General features: G+C 69.2%; 1 protein-coding gene. It reads right to left on the bottom strand.

Annotated elements, in window-relative coordinates; translation table 11 throughout:
• Positions 1-22: 22 nt before the first annotated feature.
• Positions 23-23,713, bottom strand: a complete 23,691-nt coding sequence (locus tag O7634_RS21845; protein WP_278151976.1) for a type I polyketide synthase — start codon at positions 23,711-23,713, stop codon at positions 23-25.
• Between the last annotated feature and the right edge of the window lie 2 nt (positions 23,714-23,715).

Here is a 23,715-nt window from a genome sequence, read left to right as displayed (position 1 = left end):
GTGGTGGAACGGCTCGTGTCACTCACACCCTCATCCATCCTTCGGTCGCCTCCGAGGTCGCCCGGGCGGCGGTTTCGATCAGCGCGAAGTGGTCACCGGCCACCACGACGTGATCGTCGGTGACGTCCCACGCCGGCCAGTCGGCTCCGGCGCTCCCACCGAGCGGTCGGCCCGCACGGATCAACAGGCTCCGCGCGGCGATCCGCTCGGGGCGGTGCTCGGCCAACAGCCGCATGTAGGCGCCCATGGTGAGCCAGCTGGCGTCGTCGATCACCTGGGCGTCGCTCTCGCGGTCGAGGATCTCGGTCATCACCAGGGAGAAGACCCGGTCGGTCACCTCCCCGCTCTGCGGCATCGGGGTATCGATCATGACGACACCCTCGGGTACGAGGCCCCTCTCCTCGAACCAGGCAGCCAGGGAGTGGGCGATGACGCCTCCCGTCGAATAGCCGACCAGCACGAAGGGATCGTCACCGACCACCTGACGGATCGACCCCGCCAGGACCTCGATGGCGGCGTCCCACGTGGCCGGGACCGGCTCGGTGCTCCGGAACCCCGGCAGCGAGCAGGCGAAGACGTCCCGTACGCCCTCGAAACGCTCGGCGAACCGCATGAACTGGTGCGGGCTGGAGCCGACCACGAAGGACGGTAGACAGACGAGCTTCGGCAGGGCACTGCCCGTGGTCAGCCGGACGACGTATCCGCCGTCGTCACCCAGTTCCTTGGACGAGGCGAAGGCGGGACGGAACCGGGACGCCTCGGTCAGCAACGACACCGTCTGCGCGATCGACCCTGCCGCGTACGCGTGGCGCAGGAGCGTGCCGAACGTGCCCGGTTCGCCCTGCCTGACGCCGACCTCGACCGGTACGGTCCGCACGTCGGCAGCACCCACCTCGGCCAGCAGGAGCTGGGTGACGGCTGCCGAGGTCGGGTGGTCGAACACCAACGTCGACGGCAACCGCACCCCGCTGACCTGCGTCAACCGGTTCCGCAACTCGACGGCGGCCAGGGAGTCGAAGCCCAGCTCCTTGAACGCCCGATCCGGATCGACCGCCTCGGCCGAGGCGTGCCCCAGCACCGCCGCCACCTGCGCCCGTACCAGCTCCGACACGATCCGATCCCGATCGTCCTCGGACACCCCGACCAACCGCTGTGCCAACGAACCAGTAGCCGTGGAGCCGCGCTGCTCCGCTGCCTGAACCAGTCCGCGCAGCAGCGCCGGCAGCATGCCGGAGCGGGCCTGGGCGCGCAGCGCTCCGGTGTCGAGCTGGACCGGGACGAGCAGCGCCTCGTCGAGCTGCTGGGCCGTGTCGAACAGCTCCAGGCCACGCTCGTTCGACAGCGCGCCGATACCGGTGCGCTCCAGCCGGGCCAGGTCCGCCTCGTCCAAGCCACCAGCCATACCGGCCTCGGCCCAGAGGCCCCAGGCCAGTGACGTCGCCGGCAGCCCGGCCGCCCGGCGACTCGCCGCCAATGCGTCCAGGAACGCGTTCGCCGCCGCGTAGTTACCCTGACCCGGACTACCGATCAACGCCGCCACCGACGAGAACACCACGAACGCCGACAACCCCAGCCCGGCGGTCAACTCGTGCAGATGCACAGCGGCGTCGACCTTCGGGGCCATCACCCGCCGCACCTGCTCCGGTGACAACGACTCCACCACACCGTCATCCAACAAACCCGCCGCATGAACCACCGCGGTCAACGGACGATCCACCGACCCGATCAGGTCTGAGACCTGATCCCGGTCCGTGACATCACACGCCATTACCCGAACCCTGGCCCCCAGCCCGGTCAGCTCATCAACGAGCTGCCGCGCGCCCTCGGCGGCCAGGCCGCGACGACTCACCAACACCAGATGCCGGGCACCGTGACCGGTGACCAGGTGCCGGGCGAACACCGCACCCAAACCACCCGTGCCACCCGTGATCAGCACCGTGCCATCCGGGTCCAACGGCGCCGGAACCGTCAGCACCACCTTGCCGGTGTTACGGCCCTCCCGCAGATACCGGAACGCCTCCACACCCCGACGCACATCCCACGCCCGCACCGGCGAGTGGGTCAAGGCTCCCTGCTCGAACAGGGACACGATCTCGGACAACATCTGCTGAATACGCTCCGGACCCGCCTCCAACAGGTCGAACGAGCGGTAACGGACCCCGGGGTGGGTTTCCGCGACGACCTGCGGGTCGCGGATGTCGGCCTTACCCATCTCGACGAACCGACCACCACGCGGCAACAGATCCAACGACGCGTCCACGAACTCACCCGCCAGGGCATCCAGGACCACGTCCACACCCGCACCACCGGTCGCCGCCAGGAACACCTCCCGGAAACCGAGGTCACGCGAGGAGGCGATCCGATCATCGGGCACACCCAAGCCACGCACCGCGTCCCACTTCGGCGCGCTCGCCGTCGCGAACACCTCCACACCCGCGTGCCGCGCCAACTGCACCGCCGCCATCCCCACACCACCAGCAGCCGCATGCACCAACAACCGCTCACCCCGCCGCAAACCCGCAAGATCAAACAAGCCGTAGTACGCAGTCAGGAACACCAACGGCACCGCCGCCGCCTCGACGAACGAGAACCCCGCCGGCATCGGCACCACCATCCGCCGGTCGGAGACGGCCCGGGTGCCGAACGCGTCCATGACCAGGCCCATCACCCGGTCACCCGGCGCCAGGTCGTGCACGTCGGCGCCGACCTCGAGCACGACACCTGACGCCTCGGTGCCCATCTCCGCGTCTCCGGGATAGAGGCCGAGGGCGATCAGCACGTCGCGGAAGTTCAGACCCGCCGCGCGTACGCCGATGCGTACCTCGTGAGCCTCCAGCGGACGGTCGGGCGCCGACGCGGTGATCGCGAGACCGTCCAGGGAACCCTTGCGTGCCACCGACAGCCGCCACGCCCCGCCGCGCGGTGCCGACGGCGCCCGACCCAACCGAGGCGCCAACAACCGACCAGCCCGCACAGCGAGCTGCGGCTCGTCCGCACCGAGCACCCCGGCCCAGTCCGGCACCTCGCCACCATCGACATCCACCAACACGAACCGACCCGGATGCTCCGACTGCGCGCTCCGCACCAAACCCCACACCGGAGCCACCGCCAGATCCGGCGACTCACCGCCGACCGCCACAGCGTCGTGGGTCAGCACGACCAGCCGCGCGTCGACGAACCGCTCGTCGGCCAACCACCCCTGCAGCAGCGCCAGCGTCTCGGCTGCGCTGGTCCGGCCGGCCAGCGGCACGTCATCGGTGGTCGCCGGAGGGCCGATCGCGACCACTACCGCGTCCGGTGCCGGTGTGCCGTCGGTGATCGCCTGCCGCAGCGCGTCCAGGTCCGTGAACCTGTCGCCCGATCCGCTGACGTCACCGACGAGCGCGACCCGGACCGGTACGCCGTTCGCGATCGGTACCGGCGTCCAGTCAAGCCGGAACAGCGACCGTTGCCCGCCATCCTGGGCGCCCTGCAACTGCGCCGGGTCGACCGGACGTACCGCCAGTTTCGCGACACTCACGACGAGCGCCCCGGATTCGTCGGTCACGTCGACCCGCAGCGCGGAGCCCTCCGCGGGGCTGATCCGGACCCGTACCCGGGAGCCACCACCGGAGCCCAGACGTACGCCGGACCAGGAGAACGGCAGATCCGCGGAGGAGCCGGCGTCCTTGCCGATCAGCCCACCGTGCAGCGCCGCGTCGAACAGGGCAGGGTGGACAGCGAACCCGTCACCGGCAGCGTCCTCGGGGAGCGCCACCTCGGTGTAGATGTCCTCCCCGGCGTGCCACGCGGCCCGCAGCCCCTGGAACATCGGGCCGTACTCGTAGCCGGCGTCGGCCAGCCGGTCGTAGAGCGTGTCGACCGTCGCCGGCTTGGCACCTGCCAGCGGCCACTGGGCGCCGAAGGCCGTGACGGGTGCCGCCTGGGTGGCGAGCCAGCCCCGGGCGTGGCACGTCACCACCCGCTCTGGATGATCACCAGTGCTCTCCGCACGCGAGTAGACAGCCACCTCCCGGCGACCATCGTCGTCAGACTCACCCACGGTGACCTGGAGCTGCGCCACCGCGTGCTCAGCCAGCAGCAGCGGCGCCTCCAGCACCAACTCCTCCACCACCGGACACCCCACGTACCGGCCAGCGGTCAACGCCAACTCCACCAACGCCGTACCCGGCACGATCACCATCCCGAACACCGCATGATCGCCCACCCACGGCGCGGTATCCCGGGAAATCCGCCCGGTGAACAGCCACTCGTCCCGGTCCCCCACCGGTACGGCGGCCCCGAGCAGCGGGTGATCGAGACGCCCCAACCCGACAGCGGCAGCGTCGCCTGCCGTCGTGCCCGGCATCAACCAGTACCGCTGGTGCTGGAACGCGTACGTCGGCAGGTCCACCCGTTGCGGGTGGGTGCCCGCGTAGAAGGCCGGCCAGTCGATGTCGGTGCCGCTGACGTGCGCCTGGGCCAGGAACCCGGCGAACGTGTCCGGCTCCGGATGCCGGGCCCGCAGAGCGGCGGCGAACACGACACCCGACTCGTCGACGGTGTCGAGGCAGTGGCGGGTCATCGCGGTCAACACCGCATCCGGCCCCAGCTCCAACCACCGCCGCACCCCCAACCCGTGCAGAGTGGTCACACCGTCGAAGAACCGCACCGGCTGACGCACGTGCGCCACCCAATACCCCGGATCGGTCAACTCCTGACCGACGACCCGCCCGGTCAGGTTCGACACCACCGCCACCTTCGGCGGGTTCAACGTCAACCCGCCCACCACCCGCCGGAACTCATCCAACATCGGATCCATCAGATGCGAATGGAACGCATGACTGACCCGCAACAGAGTGCTCTTACGACCCTCCCAGGCCGGTAGCCACCGCTCGATGGCGTCGGCGTCACCGGAGACCACCACCGCACGCGGACCATTCACCGCCGCGATCGACAATCGACCCTCGAACCCGGTCAGCGAAGCGACGACCTCGTCCTCGCCTGCTTGGACGGCGGCCATCGCACCACCAGGAGGCAGGGCCCCCATCAACCGGCCCCGCGCTACCACCAGCGCGCAGGCGTCCGGCAGGGACAGCACCCCGGCCACATGCGCGGCGGCGATCTCTCCCACCGAATGCCCGATCAGGTAGTCCGCGCGCACGCCCAGGGACTCCACCAGCCGGCACAGGGCCACCTCGACGGCGAACAACGCCGCCTGCGTGAACTCCGTCGCATCCAACAGAGCCGCCTCAGACGAACCCTCCGACGCGGTCAGCAGATCCTTCACCGACCGACCCAAAATCGGATCGAGCTCGGCACACACCTCATCAAGGGCTTCGGCGAACCGGGGGTACGCCCTGGCCAGGGCAACGCCCATGCAGGCACGCTGCGCACCCTGACCCGTGAACAGGAACGCCGTCTTACCCGACACCGGTGAACCCGTCACCACCCCGCCAGCCGGTTCACCCGCAGTCAACGCCGCCAGACCCGCCAGCAACGACTCCCGATCACCAGCCACCACCGCAGCCCGGTGCTGCAGCTGCGCCCGCGTGGTCGCCGACGACCAACCCACGTCCGTCAGAGCAACATCCGGCTGACCGACCAGGAACGAGCGCAACCGCTCCGCCTGCGCCCGCACCGCCGACGCACCGCGACCAGAGAGCAGGACCGGCACCGCCGGCAGGTGCTGCGGGTCTGCGCTGTCGACGTTCGATTCGTCGATGTCCAGCGGTGCTTCTTCGAGGATGACGTGGGCGTTGGTGCCGCTGACGCCGAACGACGACACGCCCGCGCGGCGCAACCGCTTCCCGTCGCTGTGCCACTGCTCGGCCTGTGTCAGCAGGGTGACCTGCTCGCTGTCCCAGTCCACGTGCGGCGACGGCGCGTCTACGTGCAGGGTGGCCGGCAGCATGCCGTGCCGCATCGCCAACACCATCTTGATCACACCAGCCACGCCAGCGGCGGCTGATGTGTGACCGATGTTCGACTTGATCGAGCCGAGCCGCAGCGGACCGTTCTCGCGTTCGCGGCCGTAGGTGGCGAGCAGCGCCTGGGCCTCGATCGGGTCACCCAACCGGGTCCCCGTCCCGTGCCCCTCCACCGCATCGACGTCCGCCGGGGACAACCCGGCACTGTCCAACGCCTGACGAATCACCCGCTCCTGCGCCGGACCATTCGGCGCGGTCAACCCGTTACTCGCACCATCCTGGTTGATCGCACTACCCCGCACCACCGCCAACACCCGGTGACCATGACGGCGCGCGTCCGACAACCGCTCCACCACCAGCACTCCGAGACCGTCAGAGAAGCCGGTCCCGTCCGCCCCGGCGGCGTACGACTTGCACCGCCCGTCCTCGGCCAGGCCGCGCTGCCGACTGAACTCGAGCAGCAGGGTCGGGCTGGCCATCACTGTCACGCCACCGACCAGCGCCATCGAGCACTCACCGGCCCGTAGCGCCTGCGCGGCCAGGTGCAACGCCACCAGCGACGACGAACACGCCGTGTCCACCGACACCGCCGGGCCTTCCAGGCCGAGCGTGTAGGCGACCCGCCCCGACACCACACTGGCGGTGCCGCCGGTTAGCCGGAAGCCCTCCAACTCGGGTGCCGATCGGGGCCCGTAATCGGAGGCGATGACGCCGCAGTAGACGCCGGTGTTCGTGCCGCGTAGCGAGGTCGGGTCGATGCCGGCGTCCTCGAACGCCTCCCACGCACCCTCCAACAACAACCGCTGCTGCGGATCCATCGCCAACGCCTCACGCGGACTGATCCCGAAAAACCCCGCATCAAAATCACCCGCACCCGACAAAAACCCACCACCACGGGCATACACCGAACCCAACCGCTCCGGATCCGGGTCATACAACCGCTCCACATCCCACCCACGATCCTCGGGCAACCCCGAAATCGCGTCACCACCCTCAACCAACAACCGCCAAAAATCCTCCGGCGAACCCACCCCACCCGGATACCGGCAACTCATCCCCACAATCGCCAACGGCTCATCAACCGCCACCCGCCGAGGCCGCGACTTCACCACCACCGCCGCCGGCTCCACCACACCCACCTCGGCCAACAGAAACCGAGCAACCGCCACCGAACTCGGGTGATCGAACACCAACGTCGACGGCAACCGCACCCCACTGACCTGCGACAACCGATTCCGCAACTCCACAGCGGCCAAAGAGTCGAAACCCAACTCCTTGAACGCCCGACCCGGATCCACCGCCTCCACCGAGGCGTGCCCCAACACCGCCGCCACCTGCGCCCGCACCAGATCGAGAACAACCCTCTCCCGATCACCCCCGGACACCCCGACCAACCGCTGCGCCAACGAACCAGCAGCCGCCGTACGTTGCGCCGGCACCCGCACCAACCCACGCAACAACGCCGGCAACAACCCCACCCGCGCCTGCGACCGCAACGCGCCCAACTCCAGCCGCACCGGCACCACCAACGCCGCATCCACCCGCAACGCCTGATCGAACAGCTCCACACCGAGCTCGTTCGAGAGCGCGCCGACGCCGGTGCGCTCCAGGCGGGCCAGGTCGGCCTCGCCGAGTTCGCCGGTCATGCCGGTGCTGTCCGCCCACAGACCCCAGGCCAGCGAACTGGCCGGCAGCCCGGCCGCCCGGCGACTGGCCGCGAGCGCGTCCAGGAACGCATTCGCCGCGGCGTAGTTACCCTGGCCGGGGCTGCCGATCAACGCCGCCACCGACGAGAACAGCACGAACGCCGACAACTCCAGGCTGGCGGTCAACTCGTGCAGATGCACCGCCGCGTCGACCTTCGGGGCCATCACCCGCCGCACCTGCTCCGGTGACAACGACTGCACCACACCGTCATCCAACAAACCCGCCGCGTGGATCACCGCGGTCAACGGCCGCTCGACGGAACCGATCAGCCCGGCGACCTGATCCCGGTCGGTGACATCACACGCCACCACCCGAACCCTGGCCCCCAGCCCGGTCAGCTCATCAACGAGCTGTCGCGCGCCCTCGGCCTTCGTGCCACGACGACTCACCAACACCAGATGCCGGGCACCGTAGGCGGTGACCAGGTGCCGGGCGAACACCGCACCGAGACCACCCGTGCCACCCGTGATCAGCACCGTGCCATCCGGGTCCAACGGCGCCGGAACCGTCAGCACCACCTTGCCGGTGTTACGGCCCTCCCGCAGATACCGGAACGCCTCCACACCCCGACGCACATCCCACGCCCGCACCGGCGAGTGGGTCAAGGCTCCCTGCTCGAACAGGGACACGATCTCGGACAACATCTGCTGAATACGCTCCGGACCCGCCTCCAACAGGTCGAACGAGCGGTAACGGACCCCGGGGTGGGTTTCCGCGACGACCTGCGGGTCGCGGATGTCGGCCTTACCCATCTCGACGAACCGACCACCACGCGGCAACAGATCCAACGACGCGTCCACGAACTCACCCGCCAGGGCATCCAGGACCACGTCCACACCCGCACCACCGGTCGCCGCCAGGAACACCTCCCGGAAACCGAGGTCACGCGAGGAGGCGATCCGATCATCAGGCACACCCAGACCCCGCACCGCGTCCCACTTCGGCGCGCTCGCCGTCGCGAACACCTCCACACCCGCATGCCGCGCCAACTGCACCGCCGCCATCCCCACACCACCAGCAGCCGCATGCACCAACAACCGCTCACCCCGCCGCAAACCCGCAAGATCAAACAAGCCGTAGTACGCAGTCAGGTAGGCAACCGGGATCGCGGCAGCCTCGACGAACGAGAAGCCCGCCGGCATCGGCACGATCATGCTTCGATCGGCCACCGCTCTCGACCCGAAGGCATGAGGGGCAAGGCCCATCACCCGGTCACCCGGGGCCAGATCGTGCACATCGGCGCCGACGTCGAGCACGACACCGGCCGCCTCGGTGCCCAACGGCACCTCTTCGGGGTAGAGGCCGAGGGCGTTCAGGACGTCGCGGAAGTTCAGACCCGCCGCGCGTACGCCGATGCGTACCTCATGGGCGCCCAGCGGACGGTCGGCGTCCGACGCGGTGATCGCCAGGCCCTCCAGCGACCCCTTGCGTTCCACCGAGAGCCGCCATGTCCCACCCGTCGGCGCCGAAGGCGCCCGACCCAGTCGGGGTGCCAGCAACCGCCCGTCCCGGACCGCCAACTGCGGCTCGTCCGCACCGAGCACGTCGGCCCAGTCCGGAGCATCGCCACCGTCGACATCCACCAGCACGAACCGACCCGGATGCTCCGACTGCGCAGACCGCACCAGACCCCACACCGGAGCCACCGCCAGATCCGGCGACCCATCGCCGACCGCCACACCCTCACGCGTCACCACGACCAACCGCACATTGTTGAGCGCCTCGTTGGCCAACCACCGCTGTAGCAGAGTGAGAGCGTCCTCGGTGAGGGTGTGTGCTGCCGTACCGACCGGTTCGCCGGCGGCGCTGTCGAGCGTGACGACAACGCCGTTGGGGGTCACCGTGCCATCGGCGATGGCACGCTCGAACGCGTCCAGGTCGGCGTAACGCTCGCCGGTTCCGGCCAGGCCGTCGCCGAGGAACGCGACCGCCGTCGACCCGGAGGTGGGCTCGGCCGTGATCTCAGTCCAGTCGACCTGGAACAACGATTTCCGACCTGCGCTCTGGGCGTTGTCGAGCTGTTGCTGCTCGACGGGCCGGAAGGCCAGTTTGGTCACACTTGCGACCGGCTCACCCTCGACACCGGCGATGTCGACCCGCAACGCCTGCTCACCCGCGGACCTGACCCGCACCCGCACCTCGGCCAGACCGCCCTGCGCGAAACGCACCCCGGACCAGGAGAACGGCAGCCCGGATGAGGAACCCTCCCCCTGGTCGAGCCAACCGAGCCCACCGTGCAGCGACGCGTCGAACAACGCCGGGTGTATCCCGAACCCACGGGCCGCCCCGGCATGCTCCTCCGGCAACGCCACCTCGGCGTACACCTCGTCACCGCTGCGCCAACCAGCCCGTACCCCCTGGAACGCGGGCCCGTAGTCGAAGCCGACCTCGGCGGTTCGGGCGTAGAGCGCGTCCACGTCGATGGGTTCGGCGTCCGCCGGCGGCCACTCGTCCGGCGCCCAGTAGGCGGTGACCGACTCGTCCGTGCCGAGCACCCCGCGCGCGTGGCAGGTCACCACACGTCCGCCGTCCTCATCTGCGGCTTCCGGCCGGGAGTAGATCGCGATCTCGCGACGGCCGCCGTCGTCCGGTTCGCCGACGGTGACCTGGAGCTGAGCCACCGCGTGCTCGGCCAGCACGAGCGGTGCCTCCAGCACCAGCTCCTCCACCACGGGGCTGCCCGTGTGCCGACCGGCGGCGGTCGCCAGTTCGACCAGCGCGGTGCCCGGCACGATCACCATCCCGAGTACGCCGTGGTCGCGCACCCACGGCGCCGAATCCTGCGAGATCCGCCCGGTGAAAAGCCACTCGTCCCGGTCACCGACCGGCACGGCGGCCCCGAGCAGCGGATGGTCCAGACGCCCCAACCCGACAGCGGCAGCGTCGCCTGTCGTCGTGCCCGGGGAAATCCAGTACCGCTCGCGCTGGAAGGCGTACGTGGGTAGATCGACCCGGCGGGGGTGGGTGCCGGTATAGAAGGCCGGCCAGTCGACGGCGGTGCCTGAGACATGGGCTTGGGCCAGGAAACCAGCGAAGGTGTCCGGCTCGGGGTGCCGGGCCCGCAACGCGGCGGCGAACACGGTCTCGTCGGAGTCGGTGCTGTCGGTGTCGAGGCACTGGCGGGTCATCGCGGTCAACACCGCGTCCGGACCCAACTCGAACCACCGACGCACACCCAGGTCGTGCAAGGTGGTGACGCCGTCGAAGAACCGAACCGGCTGTCGCACGTGCGCCACCCAATAGCCCGGATCCGCCAACTCTGACCCGACAACCTGCCCGGTCAGGTTCGACACCACCGGAATCCGTGGCGGATGGAACGTCAACCCGTCCAGGACCTGCCGGAACTCGCTCAACATCGGGTCCATCAGATGCGAGTGAAACGCGTGACTGACCCGCAACACGCTGCTTTTACGACCCTGCCAGACCGGCAACCACTGCTCGATCGCGTCGGCGTCGCCGGACACCACCACCGCGCGCGGGCCATTGACCGCTGCGACCGACAGCCGACCGTCGAAGCCGGTCAGGGAGGCGAGGACCTCGTCCTCACCAGCTTGGACGGCCGCCATCGCACCACCAGGAGGCAGGGCCCCCATCAACCGACCGCGGGCTACCACCAACGCGCAGGCGTCCGGCAGGGACAGCACCCCGGCGACGTGCGCGGCGGCGATCTCTCCCACCGAATGCCCGATCAGGTAGTCCGCGCGCACGCCCAGGGACTCCACCAGCCGGTACAGGGCCACCTCGAGGGCGAACAACGCCGCCTGCGTGAACTCCGTCGCATCCAACAGAGCCGCCTCAGACGAACTCTCCGGCGCGGTCAGCAGGTCCCTCACCGACCTGCCCAGACGCGGATCGAGTTCGGCGCACACCTCGTCCAATGCCTCGGCGAACCGGGGATACGCCCCGGCCAGGGCCACACCCATCCGGGGACGCTGCGCACCCTGACCGGTGAACAGGAACGCCGTCTTGCCCGACACCGTCGAACCCGTTACCACCCCCACGCCCGATCCGTCCGCAGCCACCGCCGCGAGACCAGCCAGCAACGACTCTCGATCACCGGCCACCACCGCGGCCCGGTGCTCCAGGTGCGCACGCGACGTCGCCAACGACCAACCAGCGTCGGTCACCGTCACCTCAAGCCGACCGACCAGGAACGAGCGCAACCGCTCTGCCTGCGCCCGCACCGCCGACTCACCCCGACCAGAGAGCAGGACTGGCACCGCCGGCAGGTGCTGCGGCTCTGCGGTGTCGACGTTCGATTCGTCGATGTCCAGCGGTGCTTCTTCGAGGATGACGTGGGCGTTGGTGCCGCTGACGCCGAACGACGACACGCCCGCGCGGCGCAACCGCTTCCCGTCGCTGTCCCACCGCTCGGCCTGGGTCAGCAGGGTGACCTGCTCGCTGTCCCAGTCCACGTGCGGCGACGGGGCATCCACGTGCAGGGTGGCCGGCAGCATGCCGTGCCGCATCGCCAACACCATCTTGATCACACCAGCCACGCCAGCCGCCGCCGAGGCATGGCCGATGTTCGACTTCACCGACCCCAACCGCAGCGGACCGTTCGCACGTTCGCGGCCGTAGGTGGCGAGCAGCGCCTGGGCCTCGATCGGGTCACCCAACCGGGTCCCCGTCCCGTGCCCCTCCACCGCATCGACGTCCGCCGGGGACAACCCGGCGCTCTCCAACGCCTGACGGATCACCCGCTCCTGCGCCGGACCATTCGGCGCGGTCAACCCGTTACTCGCACCATCCTGATTGATCGCACTACCCCGCACCACCGCCAACACCCGATGGCCGTGACGACGCGCGTCCGACAGCCGCTCCAGAACGAGCAGACCCATGCCGTCAGAGAATCCGGTCCCGTCCGCTGCCGCCGCGTACGGCTTGCACCGCCCGTCCGGCGACAGGCCACGCTGCCGACTGAACTCCATCAGCAACGAAGGCCCTGCAAGCACCGTGACCCCGCCGACCAGGGCCATCGAGCACTCACCGGTTCTTAGCGCCTGCGCGGCGAGGTGTAGCGCCACCAACGACGACGAACACGCCGTATCCACCGACACCGCCGGACCTTCCAGGCCAAGCGTGTAGGCGACCCGCCCGGACACCACGCTGGTCGTCGAACCGGTCAGCCGGAAGCCCTCGATCTCGGGCAGGCTGCCGGCCGGCATCGCCGCGTAGTCCGACGGTCCGACGCCGCAGTAGACGCCGGTGTTCGTGCCGCGTAGCGAGGTCGGGTCGATACCCGCGTCCTCGAACGCCTCCCACGCACCCTCCAACAACAACCGCTGCTGCGGATCCATCGCCAACGCCTCACGCGGACTGATCCCGAAAAACCCCGCATCAAAATCACCCGCACCCGACAAAAACCCACCACCACGGGCATACACCGAACCCAACCGCTCCGGATCCGGGTCATACAACCGCTCCACATCCCACCCACGATCCTCGGGCAACCCCGAAATCGCGTCACCACCCTCAACCAACAACCGCCAAAAATCCTCCGGCGAACCCACCCCACCCGGATACCGACAACTCATCCCCACAATCGCCAACGGCTCATCAACCGCCACCCGCCGAGGCCGCGACTTCACCACCACCGCCGCCGGCTCCACCACACCCACCTCGGCCAACAGAAACCGAGCAACCGCCACCGAACTCGGGTGATCGAACACCAACGTCGACGGCAACCGCACCCCACTGACCTGCGACAACCGATTCCGCAACTCCACAGCGGCCAAAGAGTCGAAACCCAACTCCTTGAACGCCCGACCCGGATCCACCGCCTCCACCGAGGCGTGCCCCAACACCGCCGCCACCTGCGCCCGCACCAGATCGAGAACAACCCTCTCCCGATCACCCCCGGACACCCCGACCAACCGCTGCGCCAACGAACCAGCAGCCGCCGAACCGCGTTTCACCACCGACTGGACCAGTCCGCGCAACAACGCCGGCAACAACCCCACCCGCGCCTGCGACCGCAACGCGCCCAACTCCAGCCGCACCGGCACCACCAACGCCGCATCCACCCGCAACGCCTGATCGAACAGCTCCACACCGAGCTCGTTCGACAACGGCTCGGTGCCCATCCGCTCCAATCGCGCCAGATCGGCCTCGTCCAACGCCCCGGCCATACCGGCCTCGGCCCAGAGGCCCCAGGCCAGTGACGTGGCCGGCAGCCCGGCCGCCCGGCGACTCGCCGCCAGCGCGTCCAGGAACGCGTTCGCCGCCGCGTAGTTACCCTGACCCGGACTACCGATCAACGCCGCCACCGACGAGAACACCACGAACGCCGACAGGTCCAGCCCGGCGGTCAACTCGTGCAGATGCACCGCCGCGTCGACCTTCGGCGCCATCACCCGCCGCACCTGCTCCGGTGACAACGACTCCACCACACCGTCATCCAACAAACCCGCCGCATGAACCACCGCGGTCAACGGCCGGTCAACAGACGCGATCAGCCCGGCGACCTGATCCCGGTCGGCGACATCACACGCCACCACCCGAACCGTGGCACCCAACCCGGTCAGCTCATCAACGAGCTGCCGCGCGCCATCGGCGGTCAGGCCACGACGACTCACCAACACCAGATGCCGGGCACCGTAGGCCGTCACCAGGTGCCGGGCGAACACCGCACCCAAACCACCCGTGCCACCCGTGACCAGGACCGTGCCATCCGGTTCCAGCACCAACGACGCACCGGACACCGCACCCACACGACCCAACCGAGGCGTCAGCAACCGCCCGTCGCGGATCGCGAGCTGCGGCTCGTCCACAGCGAGCACCCCGGCCCAATCCGGAACGTCGCCACCGTCGACATCCACCAACACGAACCGACCCGGATGCTCCGACTGCGCAGACCGCACCAGACCCCACACCGGAGCCACCACCACATCCGGCGACTCACCACCAACCGCCACACCCTCACGGGTCACCACGACCAGGCGCACGCCAGCGAACCGCTCGCTCGCCAACCAGCCCTGCAACAGAGCCAGAACGGTCTCGGTGGACGCACGCGCCGCCACATCGATCGGCCCGTCGGCAGCACCGCCGAGCATGACGACAACACCGTCGGGAGCCGTCGCACCCTCGGCAACCGCCTGCTCCAACGCCGCCAGATCGGCGTACCGCTCACCGGCACCGGCCAGACCATCGCCAACGAACGCGACCCGCACCGACTCCACAGCATCCGGGACCGAAACCTCAGCCCACTCGACCCGGAACAACGAGTTCCGCCCCGCGCTCTGGGCGCTGTCGAGCTGCGCCTGCTCGACAGGCCGGAAGGCGAGCTTGCCCACACTCGCGACCGGCTCGTCCTCGACACCGGCGATGTCGACCCGTAACGCCTGCTCGCCCGCAGAGCTGATCCGCACTCGCACCTGGGCCAGACCACCCTGCGCGAAACGCACTCCCGACCAGGAGAACGGCAGCCCTAGTGCAGACCCCTCGCCCCGATCGAGCCAACCCAGCCCGCCGTGCAGCGACGCGTCGAACAACGCCGGATGGATGCCGAACCCACGGGCCGATCCGGCATGCTCCTCGGGCAACGCCACCTCGGCGTACACCTCGTCACCGCTGCGCCAACCAGCCCGAACCCCCTGGAACACGGGCCCGTAGTCGAAGCCGATCTCGGCCAGCCTCGCGTAGAAGGCGTCGACCGCGATGGGCTCGGCGTCGACCGGCGGCCACTCGGCCGGCACCCAGAAGGCCGTGGCCGACTCGTCCGTACTGAGCACGCCGCGCGCGTGGCAGGTTGCGTCCTGCTCGGCGCCGCCCTCCGGGCGCGAATAGATCGCGACCTCGCGGCCACCGTCCTCGCCTGCCTCGCTGATGGTGACCTGAATCTGGACGGCGGCGTGCTCCGCCATGACCAACGGTGCTTCCAGCACCAGTTCCTCCACCATCGGGCTGCCCGCGTGCCGGCCGGCGGCGATCGCCAGTTCGACCAGCGCGGTGCCCGGCACGATCACCATCCCGAGTACGCCGTGATCGCTCACCCACGGCGCTGAATCCTGCGAGAGGCGTCCGGTGAACAGCCACTTGTCCCGGTCGCCCACCCGAACGGCAGCAGTCAGCAGGGGGTGGTCGATCCGCCCGAGGCCGGCACCGGCGGCGTTGGCCACGTCGGTGCCCGGCATCAACCAGTACCGCTCGTGCTGGAACGCGTAGGTGGGCAGGTCGACCCGTTGCGGGTGGGTGCCCGCGTAGAAGGCCGGCCAGTCGACGTCGGTCCCGCTGACGTGCGCCTGGGCCAGGAACCCGGCGAAGGTATCCGGCTCGGGGTGCCTTGCCCGCAACGCGGCGGCGAACACGACACCCGACTCGTCGACGGTGTCGAGGCAGTGGCGGGTCATCGCGGTCAACACCGCGTCCGGCCCCAGCTCCAACCACCGCCGCACCCCCAACCCGTGCAGAGTGCTGACACCGTCGAAGAACCGCACCGGCTGACGCACGTGCGCCACCCAATACCCCGGATCGGTCAACTCCTGACCGACGACCCGCCCGGTCAGGTTCGACACCACCGCCACCTTCGGCGGGTTCAACGTCAACCCGCCCACCACCCGCCGGAACTCATCCAACATCGGATCCATCAGATGCGAGTGGAACGCATGACTGACCCGCAACACGGTGCTCTTACGGCCCTCCCACACCGGCAACCACCGCTCGATGGCGTCCGCGTCACCGGACACCACCACCGCACGCGGACCATTCACCGCAGCGATCGACAACCGGCCCGCGAACCCGGCCAGGGAAGCAACAACCTCGTCCTCGCCAGCCTGAACCGCGGCCATCCCACCACCAGCGGGAAGGGCACCCATCAACCGACCCCGCGCCACCACCAACTCACACGCATCCGCGAGGGACAACACCCCAGCCACATGCGCCGCCGCGATCTCCCCCACCGAATGACCGATCAGATAGTCAGCGCGCACACCGAGGGACTCGACCAACCGGAACAGGGCCACCTCAACCGCGAACAACGCCGCCTGCGTGAACTGCGTCGCGTCCAACAGGCCCGCCTCAGACGAACCCTCCGCCGCCGCCAACAGGCCCCTTACCGACCTGCCCAGACGTGGATCGAGCTCGGCGCACACCTCGTCCAAGGCCTCGGCGAACCGGGGATACACCTCCGCCAGGGCCACACCCATCCGAGGACGCTGCGCACCCTGACCGGTGAACAGGAACGCCGTCCTACCCGACACCGGCGAACCCACCACCACCCGACCAGCAGGCTCACCCGCAGCCAACGCCGCCAAACCAGCCAGCAACGACTCCCGATCACCAGCCACCACCGCAGCCCGATGCGACAAATGCGCCCGCGACGTCGCCAACGACCAACCAACATCGACCACCGACGCCTCCGGCCGATCGACCAGGAACGACCGCAACCGCTGCGCCTGCCCCCGCACCGCCACGTCCCCACGACCCGACAGCAGCACCGGCACCACACCCACCGGACGGCCGACCGGACGCTCGACCGGCACCTCGGACTCGACCGGCGCCTCCTCCAGAATGACGTGCGCGTTCGTCCCACTGACGCCGAACGACGACACACCGGCGCGGCGCAACCGCTTCCCTTCGCTGTCCCACTGCTCGGCCTGGGTCAGCAGGGTGACCTGCTCGCTGTCCCAGTCCACGTGCGGCGACGGGGCATCCACGTGCAGGGTGGCCGGCAGCATCTGGTGCCGCATCGCCAACACCATCTTGATCACACCAGCAACACCAGCCGCCGCCGAGGCATGACCGATATTCGACTTCACCGACCCCAACCGCAGCGGGCCGTTCGCACGCTCACGCCCGTAGGTGGCGAGCAGCGCCTGGGCCTCGATCGGGTCACCCAACCGGGTCCCGGTCCCGTGCCCCTCCACCACATCGACGTCCGCCGGGGACAAGCCGGCACTGTCCAACGCCTGACGGATCACCCGCTCCTGCGCCGGACCGTTCGGCGCGGTCAACCCGTTACTCGCACCATCCTGATTGACAGCACTACCCCGCACCACCGCCAACACCCGATGACCATGACGACGAGCGTCGGACAGCCGCTCGAGAACGAGCAGACCCATACCGTCGGAGAATCCGGTCCCGTCCGCCCCGGAGGCATACGACTTACACCGACCATCAGGCGCGAGTCCCTGCTGCCGGCTGAACTCCAACAGGAGGAAGGGACTGGCCATCACTGTCACGCCACCGACCAGCGCCATCGAGCACTCACCGGCCCGTAGCGCCTGCGCGGCCAGGTGCAACGCCACCAGCGACGACGAACACGCCGTGTCCACCGACACCGCCGGACCCTCGAGCCCGAGGGAGTACGCCACCCGTCCGGAGGCAACGCTGGAGGTCGTACCGGTCAGCCGGAAGCCTTCCAACTCCGGAGTAGAGCGGGGACCGTAGTCAGTTGCCACCACGCCGCAGTAGACGCCGGTGTTCGTGCCGCGTAGCGAGGTCGGGTCGATACCGGCGTCTTCGAACGCCTCCCACGCACCCTCCAACAACAACCGCTGCTGCGGATCCATCGCCAACGCCTCACGCGGACTGATCCCGAAAAACCCCGCATCAAAATCACCCGCACCCGACAAAAACCCACCACCACGGGCATACACCGAACCCAACCGCTCCGGATCCGGGTCATACAACCGCTCCACATCCCAACCACGATCCTCGGGCAATCCCGAAATCGCGTCACGACCGTCGGCCAACAACCGCCAAAAATCCTCCGGCGAACCCACCCCACCCGGATACCGGCAACTCATCCCCACAATCGCCAACGGCTCATCAACCGCCACCCGCCGAGGCCGCGACTTCACCACCGCCGCCGCCGCCGGCTCCACCACACCCACCTCGGCCAACAGAAACCGAGCAACCGCCACCGAACTCGGGTGATCGAACACCAACGTCGACGGCAACCGCACCCCACTGACCTGCGACAACCGATTCCGCAACTCCACAGCGGCCAAAGAGTCGAAACCCAACTCCTTGAACGCCCGACCCGGATCCACCGCCTCCACCGACGCATGCCCCAGCACCGCCGCCACCTGCGCCCGCACCAACTCCGACACGATCCGTTCCCGATCGTCCTCGGACACCCCGACCAACCGCTGCGCCAACGAACCAACAGCCGTCGAACCGCGTTTCACCGCCGACTGGACCAGTCCGCGCAACAACGCCGGTAGCACGCCCGACCGGGCCTGGACGCGCAGTGCCCCGGTGTCGAGCAGAACGGGAACGAGCAGCGCCTCGTCGAGCTGCTGGGCCGTGTCGAACAACTCCAGACCACGCTCGTTCGACAACGGACTCACACCCATCCGCTGCAGACGGACGAGTTCGGCCTCACTCAGGCCACCGGTCATCCCGGTGCTGTCCGCCCACAGACCCCAGGCCAAGGACGTGGCCGGCAGTCCCGCCGCCCGGCGACTCGCCGCCAATGCGTCCAGGAACGCGTTCGCCGCCGCGTAGTTACCCTGACCCGGACTACCGATCAACGCCGCCACCGACGAGAACACCACGAACGCCGACAGGTCCAGCCCGGCGGTCAACTCGTGCAGATGCACCGCCGCGTCGACCTTCGGCGCCATCACCCGCCGCACCTGCTCCGGTGACAACGACTCCACCACACCGTCATCCAACAAACCCGCCGCATGAACCACCGCGGTCAACGGACGCTCCACCGACGCGATCAGCCCGGCGACCTGAACCCGGTCGGCGACATCACACGCCACCACCCGAACCGACGCGCCCAACCCGGCCAGCTCATCCACGAGCTGCTGCGCACCCTCGGCGGTCAGGCCACGACGACTCACCAACACCAGATGCCGGGCACCGTAGGCCGTCACCAGGTGCCGGGCGAACACCGCACCCAAACCACCCGTGCCACCCGTGACCAGGACCGTGCCATCCGGGTCCAGCACCAACGACGCACCGGACACCGCACCCACACGACCCAACCGAGGCGTCAACAACCGCCCTGCACGCACCGCCAACTGCGGTTCGTCCACACCGAGCACCCCTGCCCAGTCCGGCAGGACACCACCATCGACATCCACCAACACGAACCGACCCGGATGCTCCGACTGCGCAGAACGCACCAAACCCCACACCGGAGCCACCACCACATCCGGCGACTCACCACCAACCGCCACACCCTCACGGGTCACCACGACCAGGCGCACGCCAGCGAACCGCTCGCTCGCCAACCAGCCCTGCAACAGAGCCAGAACGGTCTCGGTGGACGCACGCGCCGCCACATCGATCGGCCCGTCGGCAGCACCGCCGAGCATGACGACAACACCGTCGGGAGCCGTCGCACCCTCGGCAACCGCCTGCTCCAACGCCGCCAGATCGGCGTACCGCTCACCGGCACCGGCCAGACCATCGCCAACGAACGCGACCCGCACCGACTCCACAGCATCCGGGACCGAAACCTCAGCCCACTCGACCCGGAACAACGAGTTCCGCCCCACAGCCTGAGCGCTCTCAAGCTGCGCCTGCGCGACAGGTCGGGTCACGATGGACGAGACCGACACGATCGCGACGCCGGTGTCGTCGACCGCGTCCAGTCGCAGCGCGGAATCTCCCACCGCGACGACCCGGACGCGCAGCCGCGAGGTGCCCTGACGGTCGAGGTGAACGCCTGACCAGCTGAACGGCATCCGGTGCGGGCTGCCCTCGCCATCGCTGAGCAGGATCGCACCGCTCTGAAGCGCGGCGTCGAAGAGCGCCGGATGGATGCCGAATCCCCTGGCGAGGTCGACGTGGTCGTCGGAGAGCGCCACGTCGGCGTAGATCTCGTCGCCGTCACGCCATGCGGCACGCAGGCCCTGGAAGACGGGGCCGTAGTCGTAGCCGATCTCGGTGAGACGGGCGTAGAGCGAGTCGACAGGGATCGGCTCCGCGCCGTCCGGTGGCCACTCTGCTGGCCAGGGCGAGGTGCTGTGGGCGGTACGGGTGAGCGTGCCTCGCGCGTGGCGGGTGGTTTCGGGGGAACCGTCCTGCGACGCCGGGTTCTCCGGACGGGTGTAGATGGCGACCTCGCGGCGTCCGTCGTCGTCGGGCTCGCCAACCGTCACCTGGACCTGAAGTGCGATGCCGTCCTGGAGGAGCAACGGGGACTCGATGACGAGTTCTTCGACGATCGGGGTCGCCGTGTGCCGACCTGCGGTGAGCGCCAGCTCGACGAGCGCGGTGCCGGGCACCACGACGTTTCCGAGGAGTACGTGTTCGGCGACCCAGGGCTGCGTCTGCGTCGACAGTTTCCCGGTGAGCAGCCATTCGTCCCGGTCACCGACTGACACCGCCCCGGCCAGCAGGGGGTGGTCGATCCGGCCGAGACCCGACGCGCCGGGATCGCTCGTGCCGGCGTCCGGGGAGATCCAGTACCGCTGCCGTTGGAACGCGTACGTCGGCAGGTCGACCCGTTGCGGGTGGGTGCCGGCGTAGAAGGCCGGCCAGTCGATGTCGGTGCCGCTGACGTGTGCCTGGGCCAGGAACCCGGCGAACGTGTCCGGCTCCGGATGCCGCGCCCGCAACGCGGCGGCGAACACGACACCCGACTCGTCAACGGTGTCGAGGCAGTGGCGGGTCATCGCGGTCAACACCGCATCCGGCCCCAGCTCCAACCACCGCCGCACCCCCAACCCGCGCAGAGTGGTCACACCGTCGAAGAACCGCACCGGCTGACGCACGTGCGCCACCCAATACCCCGGATCGGTCAACTCCTGACCGACGACCCGCCCGGTCAGGTTCGACACCACCGCCACCTTCGGCGGGTTCAACGTCAACCCGCCCACCACCCGCCGGAACCCATCCAACATCGGATCCATCAGATGCGAATGGAACGCATGACTGACCCGCAACACACTGCTCTTACGGCCCTCCCACACCGGCAACCACCGCTCGATAGCGTCCGCGTCACCGGACACCACCACCGCACGCGGACCATTCACCGCCGCGATCGACAACCGGCCCGCAAACCCGGCCAGGGAAGCAACAACCTCATCCTCGCCAGCCTGAACCGCGGCCATCCCACCACCAGCGGGAAGAGCACCCATCAACCGACCCCGCGCCACCACCAACTCACACGCATCGGCCAAGGACAACACCCCAGCCACATGCGCCGCGGCGATCTCCCCCACCGAATGACCGATCAGAAAATCCGCGCGCACACCGAGGGACTCGACCAACCGGAACAGGGCCACCTCAACCGCGAACAACGCCGCCTGCGTGAACTGCGTCGCATCCAACAGGCCCGCCTCAGACGAACCCTCCGCCGCGACCAACAGGCCCTTCACCGACCTGCCCAGACGTGGATCCAACTCCGCGCACACCTCGTCCAAGGCCTCGGCGAACCGGGGATACACCTCCGCCAGGGCCACACCCATCCGAGGACGCTGCGCACCCTGACCGGTGAACAGGAACGCCGTCCTACCCGACACCGGCGAACCCACCACCACCCGACCAGCAGGCTCACCCGCAGCCAACGCCGCCAAACCAGCCAACAACGCATCCCGATCACCAGCCACCACCGCAGCCCGATGCGACAAATGCGCCCGCGACGTCGCCGCCGAGAACCCCACATCCACCAGAGCAACACCCGGCCGATCGACCAGGAACGACCGCAACCGCTGCGCCTGCCCCCGCACCGCCACGTCCCCACGACCCGACACAAGCACCGGCACCACACCCACCGGACGCCCGACCGGACGCTCGACAGGTGCCTCACCGTCGACCGGCGCCTCCTCCAGAATGACGTGCGCGTTCGTCCCACTGATCCCGAACGACGACACCCCCGCCCGACGCGGACGCTCAGCGGTGCTCTCCCACTGCTCGGCCTGGGTGAGCAGCCTGACCTCGCCGCTGTCCCAGTCCACGTGTGGCGTGGGTGCGTCCACGTGCAGGGTGGCTGGCAACCGGCCATGCCGCATCGCCAGCACCATCTTGATCACACCAGCGACACCGGCCGCCGCCGAGGTGTGGCCGATGTTCGACTTGATCGACCCGAGCCGCAGCGGGCCGTTCTCGCGTTCGCGGCCGTAGGTGGCCAGCAGCGCCTGGGCCTCGATCGGGTCACCCAACCGGGTCCCGGTCCCGTGCCCCTCCACAGCGTCCACGTCGGCCGGCGTCAGCCCGGCGCTCTCCAACGCCTGACGGATGACCCGCTCCTGGGACGGTCCGTTCGGGGCGGTCAACCCGTTACTCGCGCCATCCTGGTTGACCGCGCTGCCGCGCACCACCGCCAACACCCGGTGGCCCCTGCGGCGCGCCTCCGACAGGCGTTCCAGGACGAGCATCCCTGCGCCGTCGGAGAATCCGGTCCCGTCCGCTGCCGCCGCGTACGGCTTGCACCGACCGTCCACGGCCAGACCGCGTTGCCGGCTGAACTCCAACAGCAGGAACGGGCTGGACAACACGGTCACGCCACCGACCAGCGCCGTGGAGCACTCGCCGGCCCGCAGCGCCTGTACGGCCATGTGCAACGCCACAAGCGACGACGAACACGCCGTATCGACGGTGACGGCCGGGCCCTCCAACCCCAGGGAGTACGCCACCCGACCGGAGACGACGCTCGTCGTCGTGCCGGTCAGCCGGAAACCCTCGACCTCCGGCGTCGTCGAACCGCCGTAGCTGGAGGTTCCCGCCCCACAGAACACACCCGTGCTGCTGCCTCGCAGCGAGGTGGGATCGATGCCCGCGTTCTCGAGCGCTTCCCATGCCGTTTCCAGCATCAGCCGTTGCTGCGGGTCGATCGCCAACGCCTCACGCGGGCTGATGCCGAAGAAGTCCGCGTCGAAGTCGCCGACAGCCTTCAGGAATCCGCCACCCCGGGCGTACACCGTCCCGACGCGCTCCGGGTCCGGGTCGTACAGTCGGTCCAGGTCCCAGCCACGGTCCTCGGGCAGGCCGCCGATCGCGTCGCGGCCCTCGTCGAGGAGCCGCCACAGGTCTTCCGGCGTCGTGGCACCGCCGGCGTACCGGCAGCTCATTCCCACGATCGCCAGTGGTTCTGTCGACTGTGCCAGCAGCAGCCGGTTCTGTTGCCGGAGACGCTCGGTCTCCTTCAGCGACTTGCGGAGGGCCTCGATGAGACTCTTCTGATCGGCGGCCATGG

Origin of the sequence: Micromonospora sp. WMMD1120, from assembly GCF_029626235.1 — a bacterium.
Taxonomy (GTDB): Bacteria; Actinomycetota; Actinomycetes; order Mycobacteriales; family Micromonosporaceae; genus Micromonospora.
This window is presented reverse-complemented; position numbering and strand designations above follow the sequence as displayed.